The following is a 16,452-nucleotide window of genomic DNA, read 5'->3' as shown; positions in this document are numbered from 1 at the left end:
CCGTTCTCTTATGAATATCGATGTTGGCTCCAACAGGATCGAGCGGTGAAGGTTCTTTTCTGGATGTGCCTCGCGCTCACAGGCTACGCGTACTTTGGGTACGGCGTCCTGTTGTGGATCTGCGTATCCCTTCGAAGGCAATCAATTCAGAAAGCAGACTATACGCCTGACGTCTCTATTATTATTGCGGCGCGCAACGAGGAAGCCAATCTTCCATCGAAGCTCGAAAACCTTCGTATGTTGGACTATCCAAAGGAGCGGCTGGAGATCGTGGTTACCTCGGATGGATCGACCGATAGGACTGCAGAGATTCTTTTGGAACAGCCTCCGCCGGTTGTCCCTATTCTTCTTGAAGAGTCCGGCGGCAAGGCGCGTGCTTTGAATGCGGCCGTCGATCGCGCTAAAGGGGAGATTCTGGTTTTTCTGGATGCGCGGCAGTTTCTCGAACCGAACGCTATCTCGGAACTTACTTCCTGCTTTGCAGATCCAACCGTGGGCGCAGTGAGCGGGGAGCTGCTACTTGAAGATTTCGGGGCGCATTCGCACGAAGGACTCGGCATCTACTGGAAGATTGAAAAGATAGTGCGGAAGCTTGAGTCTGCTTCGGGGTCAGTCGTCGGCGTGACCGGTGCAATCTACGCCATCCGCCGTGAGCTCTACACCACGATTCCTCCGGGCACGATCCTGGATGATGTCTTTGTCCCAATGAACGTTGCGCGGCAGGGAAAACGGGTTGTTTTTGAACCGGCGGCGATTGCGCGGGACCGATTTTTTAACGAAAAAGGGAAGGAGTTCTCGCGAAAGGTTCGCACCTTGACCGGAAACTATCAGTTGCTTCAACTGGCGCCGTGGCTACTTTCGCCGTCAAATCCGCTTCTCTTTCGCTTTGTCAGTCACAAACTGCTTCGCCTGCTGATTCCCGTTTTTCTTCCTCTGATGGTGATCGCGTCCGGTGTTCTCGGAGGGCCTTTTTACGGCGCAATCTTCTGGCTTCAAGTGCTATTCTACGTTGCAGCCGCCTGCGGATCCTTGATTCCGTCCGCCAAAAGATTCAAGCCCGTTGGCATCGCCTGCACCTTTGTGATGCTTAATACGGCTGCGGCAGTCGCGTTCTATAACTTCGCTGTGGGGAAAAAAGTATGGTTGTGACAGCGAACGCGAAAACTGTGGCGTCGAGTCTGGTCGGGTCGGTTTGCCGACAGCGGGAAGGGTGAATCTTGGGACTAGGACTAGGACTCATCCATTATGTTCCGATGATCGCCTACATTGGGTTCTGGATCATGTGTATCGTCTCTTTGACGGGACGTCCCTTACTGGGTCTTTACTACATGATCCCTTTCTTGCCCTATCGCACGCTGCGGGATCACTTTTTGGATTTTCCGCTCGGCGGTAATATGCTGACCATTCTCGTGGTTGCCGTCATTATCGGTGCCCTCCTTAAAGGAAAATCGATCCCCAAGTCGTCGCTCTATACCATATGGCTGGTGTTCGGGGTCTACCTTTATCTATCGATGTGGTTTGGTACGGCGCTCGGCAATGCGCCTCCTCCGCTCTGGCTCGGCGACGTCAACTTTGAGACGTGGAAAGATTACATGCTGATTCCTTTGGTCTTCATCGCGGCCGGCATGGTCATCGAGGACAGGAAAGCGGTGCGGACGGTGGTTCTTATCACAGCCGTTTCCCTCTTAGCCATCGACAGAAGTTGTCTGCTCGAAAGTATGTCCAGAAGCTGGGGCAGTTTCGACGAGAATAAAAGAGATACGGGCCCGCTCGCGTACGGTTCGAATCAGACGGCAGCCTTTCTTGCCCAGTTCGCCATGTTCTTTTGGGGTTTCGTACAGTTTGTCCAAAGAAAGAAGCTCAGGCTGATCTTCTATGGGCTTGTGGCCCTAACAATATTCGCTGACTTGTACACGTTCTCCCGCGGATCGTATGCGGCTCTCCTCGTCAGCATCGTCGTTCTGGGATTTTTGAAGGACCGCAAACTTATCGTAATTGCTGCAGTCTTCCTCTTTACGTGGCAAGCGATTGTTCCAACCGCAGTTCGTGAGCGTGTCGAGATGACGCAAAACTCCAATGGACAGCTGGAGATTTCAGCTCAGGAACGGGTCAACTTATGGGAGGCGGCAGAACAATCCATTATCAGCAATCCTGTTTTGGGAATTGGCTTCGCCACCTATCAGATAGGGAATCACGTGGATGGGCTGAAAGATACCCATAACTGGTACGTCAAAGTGATGGTGGAGACAGGAATCATCGGAATGATCATCGTGCTTGCGATGCTGCAGCAGGTGCTTGCAGTGGCATACCGCCTCTTTAAGCGAGCAGAGGATCCGCTCTATCGCGGGCTTGGATTGGGATTGTTTGTCGCCATGTGTTCCTGTATCGTCGCGAATTTCTTTGGGGATCGATGGACTTATCTCGAGATCACGGGAATACTTTGGGTCCTTGTGGCAGCTGCGATTCGTGCACTGCAGTTGGCCGAAACCGAACCCGCGACGGAATCAGCTATCTCCGAAGCCTCCGTCGCAACTAACCCGTTCCTGGCGTACCGATAATGTGCGGGACCATCGTGGTCTTCCGCCTGGCACCACAGTGTCTTTGGCTTCGGGAAACTCTGAATAAGAATGATTAGGGCCTTACACCTTGAGGAATCGACAGGCAACGACCCAAGCTACTTTAAGATGCCTCACGTGCTGCTCGTCCTCGATCAGTTTCCCAAAACACTTGGCGGCGGCGAACGGATCGTACTTAAACTTGCCGCTCTTCTGCCGAAATATGGATACCGCGCTTCGATCCTGACATTTTCAGCGGATCCCGCGAGCGCTGGTCTCCAGTCGCCGCCATGCTCCGTGTATCTTCTGCCTTTGCAACGGACGTATGATCTGACGGCGCTGCGAGGCAGTCTCGAGCTGCGGAAGTTCCTTAGAGAGCAGAAGATCCGGATCGTTCAGACGTTCTTTGAGAGCTCTGATCTCTGGGCCGGATTTGTAACCAAAGCGATGTCGAGCGCGAAGCTTATCTGGAGCCGCAGGGACATGGGCATCCTCCGAACAGGCAAGCATCATGCCGCTTACCGCCTGATGGCAAGGGCTCCTGACCGAGTGTTTGCCGTCTCCGAGCAGGTCCGCCGACACTGCATTGACGTGGACGGAATCAAACCGTCGCGCGTACAGACGATCTACAACGGACTCGATCTGGCTGACTGGAGCTCGACCTTCTTAGCAGCGAAACACGAAGGCGAAGTTCTCGTTACGACGGTCGGCAACATTCGCCGCGTGAAGGGGCACGATGTCTTTATCAGAGCCGCAGCGTCCGTCGCAGCACAATTTCCCAAAGTAACGTTCAGCATCGCGGGGGACGTGTTGGAACCGGATTATTTTGCGGAACTGCAGGTGCTGGTGCGGGACCTGAACCTTTCTGGCAGATTTCGTTTTGCTGGCGGCGTAAAAGATCTCAGGGAACATCTCGCCACCGCCGATGTCTTCGTGCTTCCGTCACGGAGCGAGGGCTTCTCGAATGCAATCGTCGAGGCCATGGCCGCATCGCTTCCGGTTGTTGCCACGAATGTTGGTGGAAATGCAGAGGCCGTCCAGGATGGGGTCAGCGGAGTCATTGTGCCGCCCGAGGATTCGGGTGCTCTAGCGGCGGCGATTGTTCATCTGCTCTCCAATCCTGCGAAAGCAAGGCAGATGGGGGCAGAGGGAAAGAGGTTGGTGGCCGAAAAATTCACAACCGAAGCCATGATGACCCAGATCATCAATTTCTACGGAAGTCTGCTGAAGGGTTAGCCCAGCCGAGCGAGCTCCCGATCAGCATCCTTCTCAATTTGGCTGTTTGGGGCCAGAGCCACCGCTTTCTTCAGATGGGTCATCGCCTCGGAGTTGTTGGACAGCTTGGTGTACGTCATGCCCAGGTGATAGTGGATGGAAGCGCTGTTAGGAGCCGTTTTCACGGCATCCTCCAGAAGATCGCGGGCTGAAGCGAAGTTGCCCTTCTGGTAGTAGATCCAGGCCAGGGTGTCAGCCGTGTTCGGCGAGGAGGGCATACCGCGCCGCGCTACCTGGGCCAGAGAGAGGGCGACGTCAAGATTCTGTCCGGTATCCACCATGAGGTATGCAAGGTTGTTGGCGGCGATGGGCTGCTCCGGCTGAATCGCGAGGGCCTTCTTGTAGGTGGCCATGGCGCCGTTGCGATCACCCTGCGACTCCTGCATGGTGCCTAGCATGGTGAGTCCCTGGACATCGGTGGGGTGGTCGGTTGTCCACTGCTGCCACTTGGCCACGGCCTTGGCGGGATCACCCGCGGTGACTTCGGCTCGAGTGTAGGTGATGACGGCTGAGCTGTCGTTCGGGTTCAGCTGCATCGCCTTTTCTGCAGTGGCAAGCGCGTCTTTGGCATCGCCCGTGTTCAGCTGCAACTCAGCCAGCAGGTTGTACATGTCGGCGTTTTGCGGAGACTTTGCAATCTGGTCCTGCACCCGGGTGATCGCTTTGGCCGGTTGCTTTTCAAACATCAGAGCGGAGGCCAGCAGACGCAGAGAGCGGGAGGAATTCGGGTTCAACTCGAGGGCCTGCTCGAGGAGGGTCGTGGCTTCAGCAGTCTTCTGCTGGAAGAGGCGCAGCTGGGCGAGTTCCAGATAGCCGGCGGAGTTTTTGGGATCGAGCTTGATGGCCTGATGGAAGTCTGCGTCGGCTTTGTCGTACTCCTTCTGGTTGTCTTCAGCAATGCCGCGCCAGATGTAAGGGGCCGCGACCTGCGGATTGATGGCAATGGCGGTGTCGGCTACCTGGTGGAGCGTGGTGAAGTCGTGGGTATCAATGGAGATCTCGGCGAGGCCAGCCTGCGCTTCCATACTGCCGGGGCTAATTCTGGCTGCGTCGCGGAAGCTCTGCTGGGCAACGCTCATGTCGCCTTTAGCGCGTGCCGCGCGGCCGAGCCAGAGCTTGACGACGAGATTGTCGGGATTGGCCTTGGCTGCCTTCTGCAGCGAGTTGAAGGCGTCGGCGGTCTTGCCGTCGTTCAGCAAAAGCATGCCATTGAGAACGGCAACTTCGGGAATGTTGTTGTCGGTCTTGGCCAGCTCCGCGCCAACGGTTCTCGCCTTGGGCAGATCTTTATTGAGAATCAGCAGGCGAAGATATGCGATTTTGAGTGGAACGCTCTTTGGGTGCTTCGCGACCAGGTCTGCGTAGGTCGCCTCCCCCGGGACCAGCTGATTGGTGCGGATGTAATAAGTTGCCAGCATTCCCGCCCCACTCTCGGAGTCGGATAGATCCTCAGATGCCTGGCGAAGGGTCTGCTCGGCCTTTGCAGTATCTTTTTGGCGCATGTACAAATCTGCGAGACTGGCGCGCGCCATCACGCTCTTTGGATCAGCGGCGATCGCGGCCTTCATCTGTTCCTCTGCGCCTTGAAAGTCTCCTTTTTTCTGCAAGAGCGATGCTAGGACTACGTGTGCGGTTACGTTCTTCCCGTCCAGAGAGACGGCTTTGCGGAGCTGGTCTTCGCCCTCAGCGGCCGTAGCTGGGTCGTTACTCTGCAACAGGCCGAGAGTGGCATGGAAAGTGGCGCGATTGGGATCTGCGGCGAGGGCCTGCTGAATCTGGGCCAGTGCCTCGATGCGATCTCCCTTCGCTGTGGCGATGTTGGAGAGCAGGGCATGAGCGTCAGCATTATTGTTGTCGATCGCGAGGACCGCAGCGGCCTGCGCGGCGGCGCGGTCGACCTGCTTGCCCGCAAGCAGAATATTGCCTAGATCAATGCGCGCCTGAAGATTGCCGGGCTGCAGATCGACCGTGCGCATCAGTTCCCCATACGCAGGCATGACTGATCCCTGTTTCATGAAGACCTTGGAGAGTTGATAGTGAGCGTCGGCATAGTTGCGGTCGACCTTGAGGGCGTTGGCAAACTGTATGGTCGCCTCTTTGTACTTGCCCTGGTCGGCGTAGCGCTTGCCGCTCTCAAGGTAACGCAGCTTCTGCTTGTTCGGATCGCGATGGCAACCGGAGGTGAGTCCGAGAGCAAGCGAGATGGCCAGCACTGTGGTGATTCGACGGGCTGCCAAGGGAAGGGTAGTTCTCATCGCAGATTTCCTCAACTGATCTTCAGGGGTCTTGTCATTCTCGCACTGTCATTCTCGCACTGTCATTGACATCGACGGGGCCAGACGTTGCACCGCGAGATACAACTTAGGTGAAACTTCGGCTCATCGGCGGTCAGTCGGGGATAAACCGGGGCAGGTTCGGAGCCATCTGCTGGGTGAATTGAATAGCCCGCTCTCTTGCGCTTTCTAACGACTCCGACGGCAGAACCTGGGTGATGACGCGAACCAGGGCGCCATCGGTGCGGTTCATCCGGATAGCATCGGCGATCATATAAAGCTTCGCCTTGTACTCATTGGGGATGCTGCGGCCATGCGCCTGATACCAATAGATAACAAATTGTTTGATCTCTCCGTTGCTGATGACGTATTCGCCCACTTTATAGTTCTTGCCGTTGACGTCCTGAAGGCTGGCGTATTTCTGCGAGTCAAAGGTCCATCCGGCGCCAGGTAGGCAGTTCTGTGGAGAGTGCATGGTTTGACCCGTGCGCTGGCTGGGGAAGTAGCCAATAAACAGGCTGATAGGGATCGAGTGACTATTCGTGGATGCTTGCGGACCGACGTAGACGCGATTGAGGAAGTCACCTTTACCGAGTACAGCAAGGGTATCGTCGGTGAGGGGAATGTCCTGGGAGGTCAAGCCGTCCAGTTGCTCCGGCATCTGACTTAGCGGCTGACTGGCGGGCACATAGTCCGTATCTCCACGGGTTTGTAGCACGAAAGCCGTGGCGGCCAGTAGAAGAATCACGAGCCAGAAGCGTGGGGATTTCATGTGGTTTGCGCCTTTTCGGGGGAGATCAGCCGCATGGCACGGTGGACCAAATAGAGACAGGCGAGAGAGATGACGAACATTACCCAGCCGGAGAACTCATGGAAGAAGCCAAGCGCCTTCTCCGGGTCCCAATACTGGACACATAAACCTGTGCCTACGATGCGGGCTACGTTGGCAGTGACGGCTATGGGAATGCTGGCCAGGGCGAGAATGACGCGGCGCCTGGTGGTGTGCTCCAGGAAATAGCCGTAGAAGACTGAGAGCGTGAACAGACTCATCAGCGAGCGAATGCCGCTGCAGGCCTCGGCTACCTCGAGCTTCATGACGGGCAACTCGATCACGTTGCCCTCGTGCAGCGTGGGCACTCCGAGCAGCGGCAGGATGTCACTAGCAATTCGCGAGGCCAGCAGTTGAAGAGGGAAGGTGATCTGGTTGAAGACAATTGCGGGAAACGGAATCGCAAGAATAAGAACCAGAAGAGGGAAGCGCAGCACCCGCACCATCGCCCAGCCGAAGAAGGTCCAGATCAGGCCAGCCATCAGGAAGATGAAGGACATGCGCGAGGTGAACAGTTCGACGCCATAAATGCCAAGAATCAGTACGGCAAGGGAAAAGATGACGAGAGGAACCCCGAGCCAGCTCTGGCGGATCGGCGTGGACTCGATCACCTTCCTCTTGTCCCAGATGAGAAACGCTACGAAAAAAGGGACCAGGAAACCGTGAGAGTAATCCGGGAGGGTCGACCAGTCGTATACCAGTTTGATTCCGACACGGTAGTACAGCACTACCAGCAGGAGGACAATTGAGGCGTATGGCAGCCACTCAAGCCGGGCCTTCGCGCCGGAGAGGGAGGTAAGCGGTGGCTCTGGATTGGCCACCTTGGCGGCCGAGTCCACTGCATAAGGCATGGTGTGAGTAGTCCCCTGTGTTGCTCGTATGACGTTATACTTCACCTGAACCCTGTAAGCAATTTATATGCCTCTTCGAACCTCGGTTTCTTTATCCGTTTAGGGTCTATCGACACAAAAGTGGTACGGAGAATCCCCCCAAAGGGAAAAAAGTTTCACACAGGCACTGATAATCTGCACATCTAAGGAACCCATGAGGGGCAATGCGGTGATTTTCTACCGAATTTATGCATTTTTCAAATTTCCTCGACAAATATTCGGCACACATCGAGCTTTGGCATACGCATTGCCTGATAGGTAATAATTGCCGATAGAAGATCCAGGATCTTCGCCGCGAGGTCTTCGGTCGATGGGGACAAAAGAGTGTTCGCTATCTAAGACGAAATGCTCTCGGCCACAGAGGGATGCGTCAGAATGGATGTATCTATCCACAGCAGTCAAAGGCGAAGGAAGGATGAGGTTATTTTGATAAAGCGGTTCTGTTCCATGGGCGCTGTGCTGCTGCTCTTACCGATCGCGGCCGGGTCACTCGCAGCACAGGTCACATCAAAGCCGGCGGCGACCGCAGGCGCAACACCAAATGCGACGCCGGGGGGGCAGACCACGGCTCCAGTTGATCCAAAAGTCCCCACGGCCGCGAGTGCGACCTACGCAGGGCCGATGGATGCGAATCGATACGTAATCGGGCCAGAGGACTCTCTGCAGATCACTGTTTGGAAGGAGCCAACGCTCTCCGGTACGATTCCGGTGCGACCCGACGGGATGATCTCTCTCGTGTTGGTTGGAGATATTCCCGCTGCCGGAATGACGCCCACGGCGCTTTCGACTGATATCAGTCAACGGCTCAAAAAGTACATTCAGGATCCTGTGGTCACGGTGGTAGTTCTGGGAGTCAACAGCCAACGCGTCTTTCTGGTTGGCGAAGTCGGGAAGGTTGGTCCAGTCGTGATGACTCCGGGCATGACTCCACTGCAGGCGATTGTCACAGGGGGCGGTATCACGCAGTTTGCGAACTCCAAGCGCATTTATATTCTGCGAACGACGGCAGGAAAACAACAGAAGATCCCGTTCAATTACAAGCAGGCGCTAAAGGGAGAAAATTCGGGGGTCTCGCTGCTTCCGGGAGACACAATCGTCGTCCCATGAAGGAAGGTATGAAGATCCAAACACTGATTTCGGCTTTGTTGCTGTCGATGGTCTCCTCCATCGCGCAAGGCCAGGCTCTGCCCACCGCAGAGTCGTCGATGGTTTCCACCCTGGGGCCGAACCTGCCTAATCTCGATGGGGTTTTTCACTATGCGCTTAGCGCCTCGGAGGTGATCCAGTTCGGATACTACCAATCGGGTGAGACGACGTACGCAACCGATCTTTCAGGCAATGCCGCCTATACGTCGCCGAGTGCGACACGGCCGTTCAGTGTACTGTTCGCGGGGGGTGTCGTTCTGGCCAACCAGGCTGCTGGGGGAACCACCTCGTTTTGGAACATTTCGGCGTCACAGGGCTATGTGACTCGTCACTGGATCTTCAATATCTCTGACTCTTTCAGCTTTCTGCCACAGTCGCCCACGACAGGGCTCTCGGGAATCGCCGGTGTAGGAGACCTTGGAGCATTTCCGACCCAGGGTCCAGGTTCCGGGCCGATCGGGGCAATCATCACCACCTCCGGCGATCGCATCGGGAACGCCCTCAGCGGCAGTGTGGAGCGGACGCTTACAAGCAATACTTCCATCAGCGGCTCAGGCACCTGGGGAGTCCTGCATTATCTGGACAGCGATGCTAACAGTGGACTCGATACCAGCCAGGTTTCAGGAACTGTCGCGCTGAATCATCGAATTGATGCGCGAAGCTCGATCGGCGTCTCGGCGGTCTACTCGACGTACTCTTATAGCGGCGAGGAAGCCGGCGTAAATACACCTGACTTCCAAACTCGCGGCCTCAATCTTCTCTATCAGCGGGTGCTGAGCCGTACGCTCAGCGTCAACGCCTCAGTCGGTCCGCAGTGGGTTTCGAGCTCCGATAGCGCCCTTATTCCCGACTCGACCGGTGTCGCTGTCAACGCGGGAATCTCTTATGCGAATCGGAATACGCATGCGGGCGTGAGCTATAGTCGAGGCGTGAATAATGGGTCCGGCGTACTACCCGGGGCGTTCTCCGATTCCGTGGGAGCCTCCGCAGGCCATACCTATGGTCGGAACTGGGTTGTTGGTCTCTCCGCCGCTTACACTCACAGCTCCGGCCTGACGCAGTTTTTCAACGGCCCTACTCTCGCCACGACCAACGAAACGTACGACACAGTCTACGGGGGCATCCAGGTTACTCGCCGGTTCAGCACCCATTTCTCCGGGTATGCGAGCTATACGGGTGCAAGTCAGTCCATTAGCAACAGCAATTTGATTGTGCCGGTGCCACAAAACGCGCTCGACAGCACCTACCAGACGATTGGATTCGGGGTTACATTCACGCCCCGTTCCACCGATCTGGGGCAATTCTAAGGAGTCATCATGCTTGGTCATCGCGCATTGACGGTCCAGGACTACCTCACCATCCTGAAACGAAGATGGTGGATGATTGCCATTCCCGCGATTATCTTTCCCATCGTCGGATATGGGCTTACTTTTCTGGTGCAGCCGCAATATATCTCCCAGACGCTGGTCTTGGTGGAGCAGCAGAAGGTTCCGGAGTCCTACGTCAAAGCGGTTGTGACCGAGGATCTGAGCGGACGATTGGCCTCGATGAAGGAGCAGATCTTAAGCCGGTCACGCCTTCAGCCCATCATCGAGCGCTTCAACCTGTTTGCCAACGGGAAGCTGTCAATGGACGATCGCATCGACCTGACCCGCAAAAATATTGGGATTACGCCTATTCAATCGGAGATTGCCCGAACCAACGGGCTGCCAGGTTTTTTTATCTCCTTCAAGGCGAACGATCCGCGCACGGCCCAGCTGGTGTGCGGCGAGATTCAGTCGCTCTTCGTCAGTGAAAACCTCAGCGACCGGGCTGCTTCGGCCGCGGGAACGACCGAGTTTCTGAAGAGTCAGCTAGCCGATGCCAAGGCAAAGCTGGACGAACAGGACGCACGCCTGGCCAAGTTTCAGCAAACTTATATGGGTAAGCTGCCGGGTGCGGAGACGTCGAACATCAACATGTTGACGACACTCAACACGCAGCTGGATGCCGCGACCCAGGCGCTCGCCCGCATGGAGCAGGACAAGAGTTACGCAGAATCCATCCTGTCCATGCAGCAGGCTCAGCAGGTCCAGCAGTCGCAGGCCACGGAGCACGGAACTGCGGCTCCCCAGGCTCAGCAGCTGGAACTCCAGCAGCTTCAGGCGCAACTGGCTGATCTGAGAGCGCGCTACACCGATGACTATCCCGATGTTGTTAGCGCGCAGAGAAAGGTCAATGAATTGGAGCGCAAAATAGCCCAGGCACCCACAACGCCGGTCTCGCCGGCATCTTCCGCGCCTAAACCGACCGACTCTCTCAGCGTGCAACAGATGCGTGCCCAGATCCGCGCGATGGACCTCGGCATTGCTCAGAAGAAGCGAGATCAGGCTGAAGTTCAAGCGCAGCTTCGGACGTATCAGGATCGCGTCGCCTCCAGCCCTGCGGTGGAGGAAGAGTATAAGAGCATCACACGGGATAACCAGACCGCACAGGCGTTTTACGATGATCTGCTCAACAAGCTGAATCAATCCAAGATGGCAACCGACCTCGAGCGGCGCCAACAGGGGGAGCAGTTCCGGGTCATGGATGAGCCAAACCTCCCTGAGTCACCCTCCTCTCCCAAGCGCCCGGTCTTCGTCATGGGCGGCCTTTTCCTTGGACTGGCATTAGGCTTGGCCTTCGTAGCTTTGCTCGAATATCTGGACACCGCGATTCGCAGCGAACGCGATATCTGGGCGTTTACGAAGCTGCCGACGCTCGGCGTCATTGGCTTTACCGGCGAACAGGAACCGGTCGTTGCGAAGCGCAAGCTTTTCGGCCGCGGTAGTCCGGACATAACCGCGGGTGGCAAGCCGCTCATGAATGCGGGGGGCTGAGATGTATAACACCTTCTTCAAACTCCAGAGCAGTCCCTTCGGAACCAGTCCCGACCCTCGGTTTCTTTACATGATGCCGCACACGCGGGAGGCGTTGGCGTGCCTGGAGTATGGAATCTCGGCACGAAAGGGGTTCACAGTACTGACAGGCGAGGTCGGCACCGGCAAAACCACATTGCTGCGCCGAGCGTTGAGTTCCTTCAGCGGCCGTAAGGTCTCCACCGCCTTCGTCTTCAACCCGCGTCTCGATGTATTGGATTTCCTCGAGTTTGTATTGACCGACTTCGGCATTGTGCCGGCGACGCGAACCAAGTCGGGCATGCTGCTGCAGTTGAACCGCTGGCTGATCGAACGCTTTCGCATGGAAGAGACCTGCGTGGTGGTCGTCGACGAGGCGCAGAATCTGTCGTGGGAGCTGCTCGAAGAGATTCGGCTTCTTACCAATCTTGAGACCTCATCCGAAAAGCTGTTGCAGATTGTGCTGTCGGGACAGCCTGAGCTTGAAGAGAAGCTGCGCCATCCAAGCGTGCGGCAGCTCCGGCAACGCGTTTCGCTGTGGTGCCGCACCCAAGCCCTGACCGAGAGCCAGACGCACGCCTATGTGGCTGAACGTCTGCGGATTGCAGGAGCAAGCTGGTCGCTGTTTTCACTTGAGGCGCTGGATCTGATTCACCGGGCCAGCCGCGGAATTCCGCGCATCATCAACTTGCTGTGCGAGCACTCGCTGATCGTGGCGTATGTGGAACAGGTGGAGCAGGTGACCGCCACCATCGTAGAAGGCGTCGCGGCAGAACTGGAGTTGGAGGTACAGCCCTTCATGCTCTCTTCGGCTGTGATCGGCAACGGGGACAAGCAGTCCGGTCTGAACTCGAAAGAAGATAATTTTATGGCAGCTTTCAATAAAGAGCCGGGAAGGCACGATCGATGAGCCGCATCTACGAAGCACTCCAGAAGGCAGAGTCTGACCGCAAATTGGACCGGCGCGAACCGGAGCCGCGAACTCCGGAGGCCTCCGTCAAATCGGCCATCTATGCGACCGCCGTGGCCACCGCTGAGGAAGAGCCAGCCAGCGCACCTGCAGAAGCACGGCCTTATGGTGAGTCCTACGTCGCGCCGGTGGACCCCAACGCGCTCGATCTCAGTACGATTCCGCTGCGCCCCTGGGCACTGTCCCTCGAACAACTGCCGTCGCTGCTCGAGCGCGGACCTGCGGTTGAGCAGTTTCGCAGTCTCCGCTCGCGAATCTTCGAGCTCCGCGATATCAGCCCGCTTAAGACCATCATGGTTACCAGCGGCCTGCCGCAAGAGGGCAAAAGTTTCATCTCGACCAATCTGGCCATGAGCCTCGCGCGCCACAAGAATAGCAAGGTACTCCTGATCGATGGAGATATGCGTCGCTACACCCTGCATCAACTTCTTGGCTGCGAGTCTCATCCCGGCCTCGCGGATTATCTCGGCGGCAAGGCGAGCGTGATCGAGGTGATGCAGCGGTCGGAGTCGTTTGAGGGGATGAACGCGGGGACTGCCGCGATCGCGCAGAACCTGACCTTTATCGCGGGCGGCAATGGCGGCGACAAGGCAGCCGACCTCTCCGGAAGTCCCCGCTTCGGCGAGTTGATTCGTCTAGCGGCGCCGCACTTCGACTGGATTATCGTTGACTCTTCACCAGTTCTGCCTGTCTCCGATGCCGTCAACCTGGCCCGTTCCTGTGATGGAGTTCTTCTCGTTGCACGCAGTGGAGAGACCAAATTCCCCATTGCGCAACGGGCGCAGAGCGAGCTAAAAGCCTCGAATATTCTTGGATTTGTTCTGAACGCCGTAGAGGAGCAACCTCAGGTCGGCAGCTACTATGGATACGACGCCTCCAAACCGTAAGTGGGAGCAATTGACCAGATGATTCGGCTCTTCAACGTGTACTACCCCACCCGTACCATCGTTCTCCTGCTGTGCGAAGCGCTGATTGTGAGTGGTAGCTTCCTGCTGGCGACGGTGTTGCTGATGGGGCCGGACACCTACCTCGTTCTCAATTATGAGAACGGGGGATTGAAAATTATCGGTCTTACCGTCCTGACGCTGCTCTGTTCCTACTACTTCGATCTCTACGAACCACAGCGCATCTCCGCAAGCTGGGAGATCTATTTTCGCCTGCTGCTCGTTCTTGGATTTCTGTCGTTTCTGCTGTCGGCGATCATCTACGTCTTTCCCGCTCTCGACATCGCTCAATATGTCCTGCTGCTCGGCCTCATCTTTCTCACTCTCGCGCTGGTGGCGTGGCGAAGCGCCTACGAGTGGGTCATTGGACGAGAGATCTTCCGGGAGCGGGTTTATGTTCTGGGCGCAGGCGACCGCGCCCAATCCATCGTTAACCTGCTCGAATCACGCAAGGATGCAGGCATGGAGGTGCTCGGCTGGGATGGTGTAGTGGTCGACCGAGACCAGCGCAAAGAGGCCATCCATGTGGCTCTCGAGAAATTCTCCGGGCCCAAGCCACCTGTCGATCGCGTCATCGTCGCGATCGAGGACCGTCGCGGCGAATTTCCCGTTCGCGAGTTGCTCAAGCTGCGATTCAACGGCGTTGTCATCGAAGATGCCGGAGCTCTGCTCGAGCGGCTTACCGGCAAACTCCATCTCGACGGCCTGCATCCCAGCAGCTTCATTTACAGCGAAGGCTTCCGAGTCAAGCCGTCTCAGCAGATTGCACGAAGGATTGTCTCGACACTGACAGCCGCAGTGGGATTGCTTCTCTTTCTCCCCTTTTTCCCGATCGTTGTGCTCCTGGTTCGCCTCTCGTCGCCGGGACCAATCTTCTTCCGGCAGACGCGAGTAGGTTTAGGTGGCAAGAACTTCACGGTCTACAAATTTCGTACGATGCGCACTGATGCCGAGGTTACCGGCGCAAAGTGGGCGACCAAGAATGATCCTCGCGTGACAGGCGTAGGTATGTTTATGCGGAAGACCCGCCTCGACGAAGTCCCGCAACTCTGGAACGTTCTGCGTGGCGACATGGGCTTTGTAGGTCCGCGTCCAGAACGGCCCGAGTTTGTGCCATGGCTTACCGAACAGATCCCATACTTCAATCTTCGCCACATGATTCGCCCAGGCCTCACGGGCTGGGCTCAAGTCCGCTACGGCTATGGTTCGACTCTGGCCGAAGCGCGCGAAAAGCTGGAGTTCGATCTTTATTACATCAAGCACATGACTCTTGGGCTCGATCTGCTGATCATGTTCGAGACGATCAAGACGATCATTCGTCGGCAGGGCGCGCAATAATACCGCTGTCGAATCTTCAAGGAATCGGCTTCGAGTAAAGGGTGCGCGTGTCGGTGGGGCGTGCTAAGGAATCAACATCGGGGAATCAGTAAATCCGCGTCCGGGACGACAGTGCAGTCTTAACGGTGCGCTCTTCTTTCTTCACCAGATGAGGTATTCGCAGGGGCCGAGGTGGCACCTCTGGCATTCCGACCTCGCTCAGTTTGTAGAGCAGCGACCGATAGCTGATCTGCAGCCACTTCGCCGTCTTTTGCCGGTTCCAGCTATTCTCCTGCAGCACTTTGAGAATGATCTGCCGTTCCAGGTCCTGGGTCGCCTTCTTCGTAATGTTCTTGAGCGAAATAGGCTCGCTGAGGTCGATATCGGTTGTGATTCCGCCGCGCGGTGTCTCGGGCATAAGTTCCGCTACGAGCGCCTCCTCGCTGCCGATCAAAACATAGCTACGAATCAGGTTTTCCAATTGGCGGATATTTCCCGGCCAGTGATAGTTCTGCATCAGGCGAACCGCGCTCTTCGAGAGCAATTCCGGTGCATTGTGGAAGATTTTTGCATAGTGATCGATGAAGTAATCGATCAGGATGGGCAGATCGGCGATCCGTTGGCGTAATGGCGGGAGGTTGATCGTAACCGCATTGATGCGGAAGAGAAAATCCAGACGGAAGGTTCCATCCTCGACCTGACTACGAAGGTCGGTGTTGGAGGCCGAGACCAACCGGGTAACAATGTTTCGGGGTTCATGGCCGCCTACTCGGACGAACGTTCCGTCCTGCAGCACTTGAAGCAGTTTCGACTGAACTCCAAGGTCCAGGCTCCCCACCTCATCCAGAAAGAGTGTACCGTGGTGCGATTGTTCCACGCGTCCCAGCTTCGTGGACATAGCGCCTGTAAACGCCCCTTTTTCATAGCCAAACAGCTCTGTCTCGAGCAACGTGTGGGGTATCGCAGGGCAGCTTACTTTGACCAGAGAACCCCTGCTCCGCAGAGAGAACGCATGCAGCAGGCGTACGCAGATCTCTTTGCCGGTGCCGCTTTCACCTTGGATCAAAACAGGGACATCGGTCTCGGCTACTCTCTCCAGCTTGTTTCGAACCGCCTGCATAGCGGCCGTCTTGCCGAAAAAAATTTCGAGAGGCGGGAGATTGAGCGAGACGGCGGATTCGACGTGGTGATCCAAGGTCATTTTTTCCTATCGGCGTTGGGTAGAAACCGCAACTTTGCAATACGGTTCACATATGCACGTCAAGCGCCATTTGTCATAGATTAGAGGATGGAAGCGTGGATTTCGTGGGCCTAATTGCAAGCCCGAATATACGAATAAACTTCAGAATCGGATTGAAATAGCAGTTTTCCGTGGGA

General features: G+C 56.3%; 13 protein-coding genes. 9 read left to right on the top strand and 4 right to left on the bottom strand.

All coding sequences use genetic code 11. The features are described from left to right. The first annotated feature begins 45 nt into the window (after positions 1-45). The 3 genes from RBB76_RS04895 (at position 46) to RBB76_RS04885 (ending at position 3,791) form a co-directional block, all read left to right on the top strand. Positions 46-1,149, top strand: coding sequence for a glycosyltransferase family 2 protein (locus RBB76_RS04895; protein ID WP_429628528.1), 1,104 nt, complete (start codon positions 46-48; stop codon positions 1,147-1,149). A 68-nt stretch (positions 1,150-1,217) separates the two neighbouring features. Then, a complete protein-coding gene (locus RBB76_RS04890; protein WP_429628529.1) occupies positions 1,218-2,558 on the top strand; it encodes an O-antigen ligase family protein in 1,341 nt (446 codons plus the stop codon). 135 nt (positions 2,559-2,693) lie between these two features. Further along, positions 2,694-3,791, top strand: coding sequence for a glycosyltransferase family 4 protein (locus RBB76_RS04885; protein ID WP_433963518.1), 1,098 nt, complete (start codon positions 2,694-2,696; stop codon positions 3,789-3,791). Here RBB76_RS04885 and RBB76_RS04880 read toward each other — a convergent pair. The 3 genes from RBB76_RS04880 to RBB76_RS04870 all read right to left on the bottom strand — a co-directional run bounded on the left by RBB76_RS04880 (position 3,788) and on the right by RBB76_RS04870 (position 7,783). Continuing rightward, the gene (locus tag RBB76_RS04880; protein ID WP_429628531.1) at positions 3,788-6,085 is read right to left on the bottom strand and encodes a tetratricopeptide repeat protein; all 2,298 of its coding nucleotides are present in this window, start codon (positions 6,083-6,085) and stop codon (positions 3,788-3,790) included. The genes RBB76_RS04885 and RBB76_RS04880 overlap by 4 nt on opposite strands. Before the next feature lie 133 nt (positions 6,086-6,218). Continuing rightward, positions 6,219-6,875, bottom strand: a complete 657-nt coding sequence (locus RBB76_RS04875; protein ID WP_429628532.1) for an exosortase C-terminal domain/associated protein EpsI — start codon at positions 6,873-6,875, stop codon at positions 6,219-6,221. Continuing rightward, entirely contained in the window at positions 6,872-7,783 is a 912-nt protein-coding gene (locus RBB76_RS04870) for an exosortase/archaeosortase family protein (RefSeq protein WP_429628533.1), read from the bottom strand. The genes RBB76_RS04875 and RBB76_RS04870 overlap by 4 nt, the downstream gene beginning before the upstream one ends. A gap of 465 nt (positions 7,784-8,248) precedes the next feature. Here RBB76_RS04870 and RBB76_RS04865 point away from each other — a divergent pair, with 465 nt between their 5' ends. From RBB76_RS04865 to RBB76_RS04840, 6 genes are read left to right on the top strand one after another with little or no spacing between them, the layout of a single operon-like run. Then, on the top strand, positions 8,249-8,929 hold the full coding sequence (locus tag RBB76_RS04865) for a polysaccharide biosynthesis/export family protein (protein ID WP_429628534.1): 681 nt from the start codon (positions 8,249-8,251) through the stop codon (positions 8,927-8,929). Positions 8,930-8,937: 8 nt separating this feature from the next. Further along, on the top strand, positions 8,938-10,275 hold the full coding sequence (locus RBB76_RS04860) for a hypothetical protein (RefSeq protein WP_429628535.1): 1,338 nt from the start codon (positions 8,938-8,940) through the stop codon (positions 10,273-10,275). A gap of 9 nt (positions 10,276-10,284) precedes the next feature. Further along, the gene (locus tag RBB76_RS04855; RefSeq protein ID WP_429628536.1) at positions 10,285-11,826 is read left to right on the top strand and encodes a GumC family protein; all 1,542 of its coding nucleotides are present in this window, start codon (positions 10,285-10,287) and stop codon (positions 11,824-11,826) included. Between the two features lies 1 nt (position 11,827). After that, positions 11,828-12,754, top strand: a complete 927-nt coding sequence (locus tag RBB76_RS04850) for an ExeA family protein (protein ID WP_353063635.1) — start codon at positions 11,828-11,830, stop codon at positions 12,752-12,754. Beyond that, a complete protein-coding gene (locus tag RBB76_RS04845) occupies positions 12,751-13,701 on the top strand; it encodes a CpsD/CapB family tyrosine-protein kinase (RefSeq protein WP_429628537.1) in 951 nt (316 codons plus the stop codon). Before RBB76_RS04850 ends, RBB76_RS04845 begins: the two co-directional genes overlap by 4 nt. An 18-nt stretch (positions 13,702-13,719) precedes the next feature. Continuing rightward, on the top strand, positions 13,720-15,096 hold the full coding sequence (locus tag RBB76_RS04840) for a TIGR03013 family XrtA/PEP-CTERM system glycosyltransferase (protein WP_429628538.1): 1,377 nt from the start codon (positions 13,720-13,722) through the stop codon (positions 15,094-15,096). Between the two features lie 85 nt (positions 15,097-15,181). Here the strand turns inward: RBB76_RS04840 and RBB76_RS04835 are convergent, their stop codons facing one another. Beyond that, entirely contained in the window at positions 15,182-16,276 is a 1,095-nt protein-coding gene (locus RBB76_RS04835; RefSeq protein ID WP_429628539.1) for a sigma-54 interaction domain-containing protein, read from the bottom strand. Between the last annotated feature and the right edge of the window lie 176 nt (positions 16,277-16,452).

It is taken from the genome of Tunturiibacter psychrotolerans (assembly GCF_051013365.1).
GTDB lineage: Bacteria > Acidobacteriota > Terriglobia > Terriglobales > Acidobacteriaceae > Edaphobacter > Edaphobacter psychrotolerans_A.
This window is presented reverse-complemented; position numbering and strand designations above follow the sequence as displayed.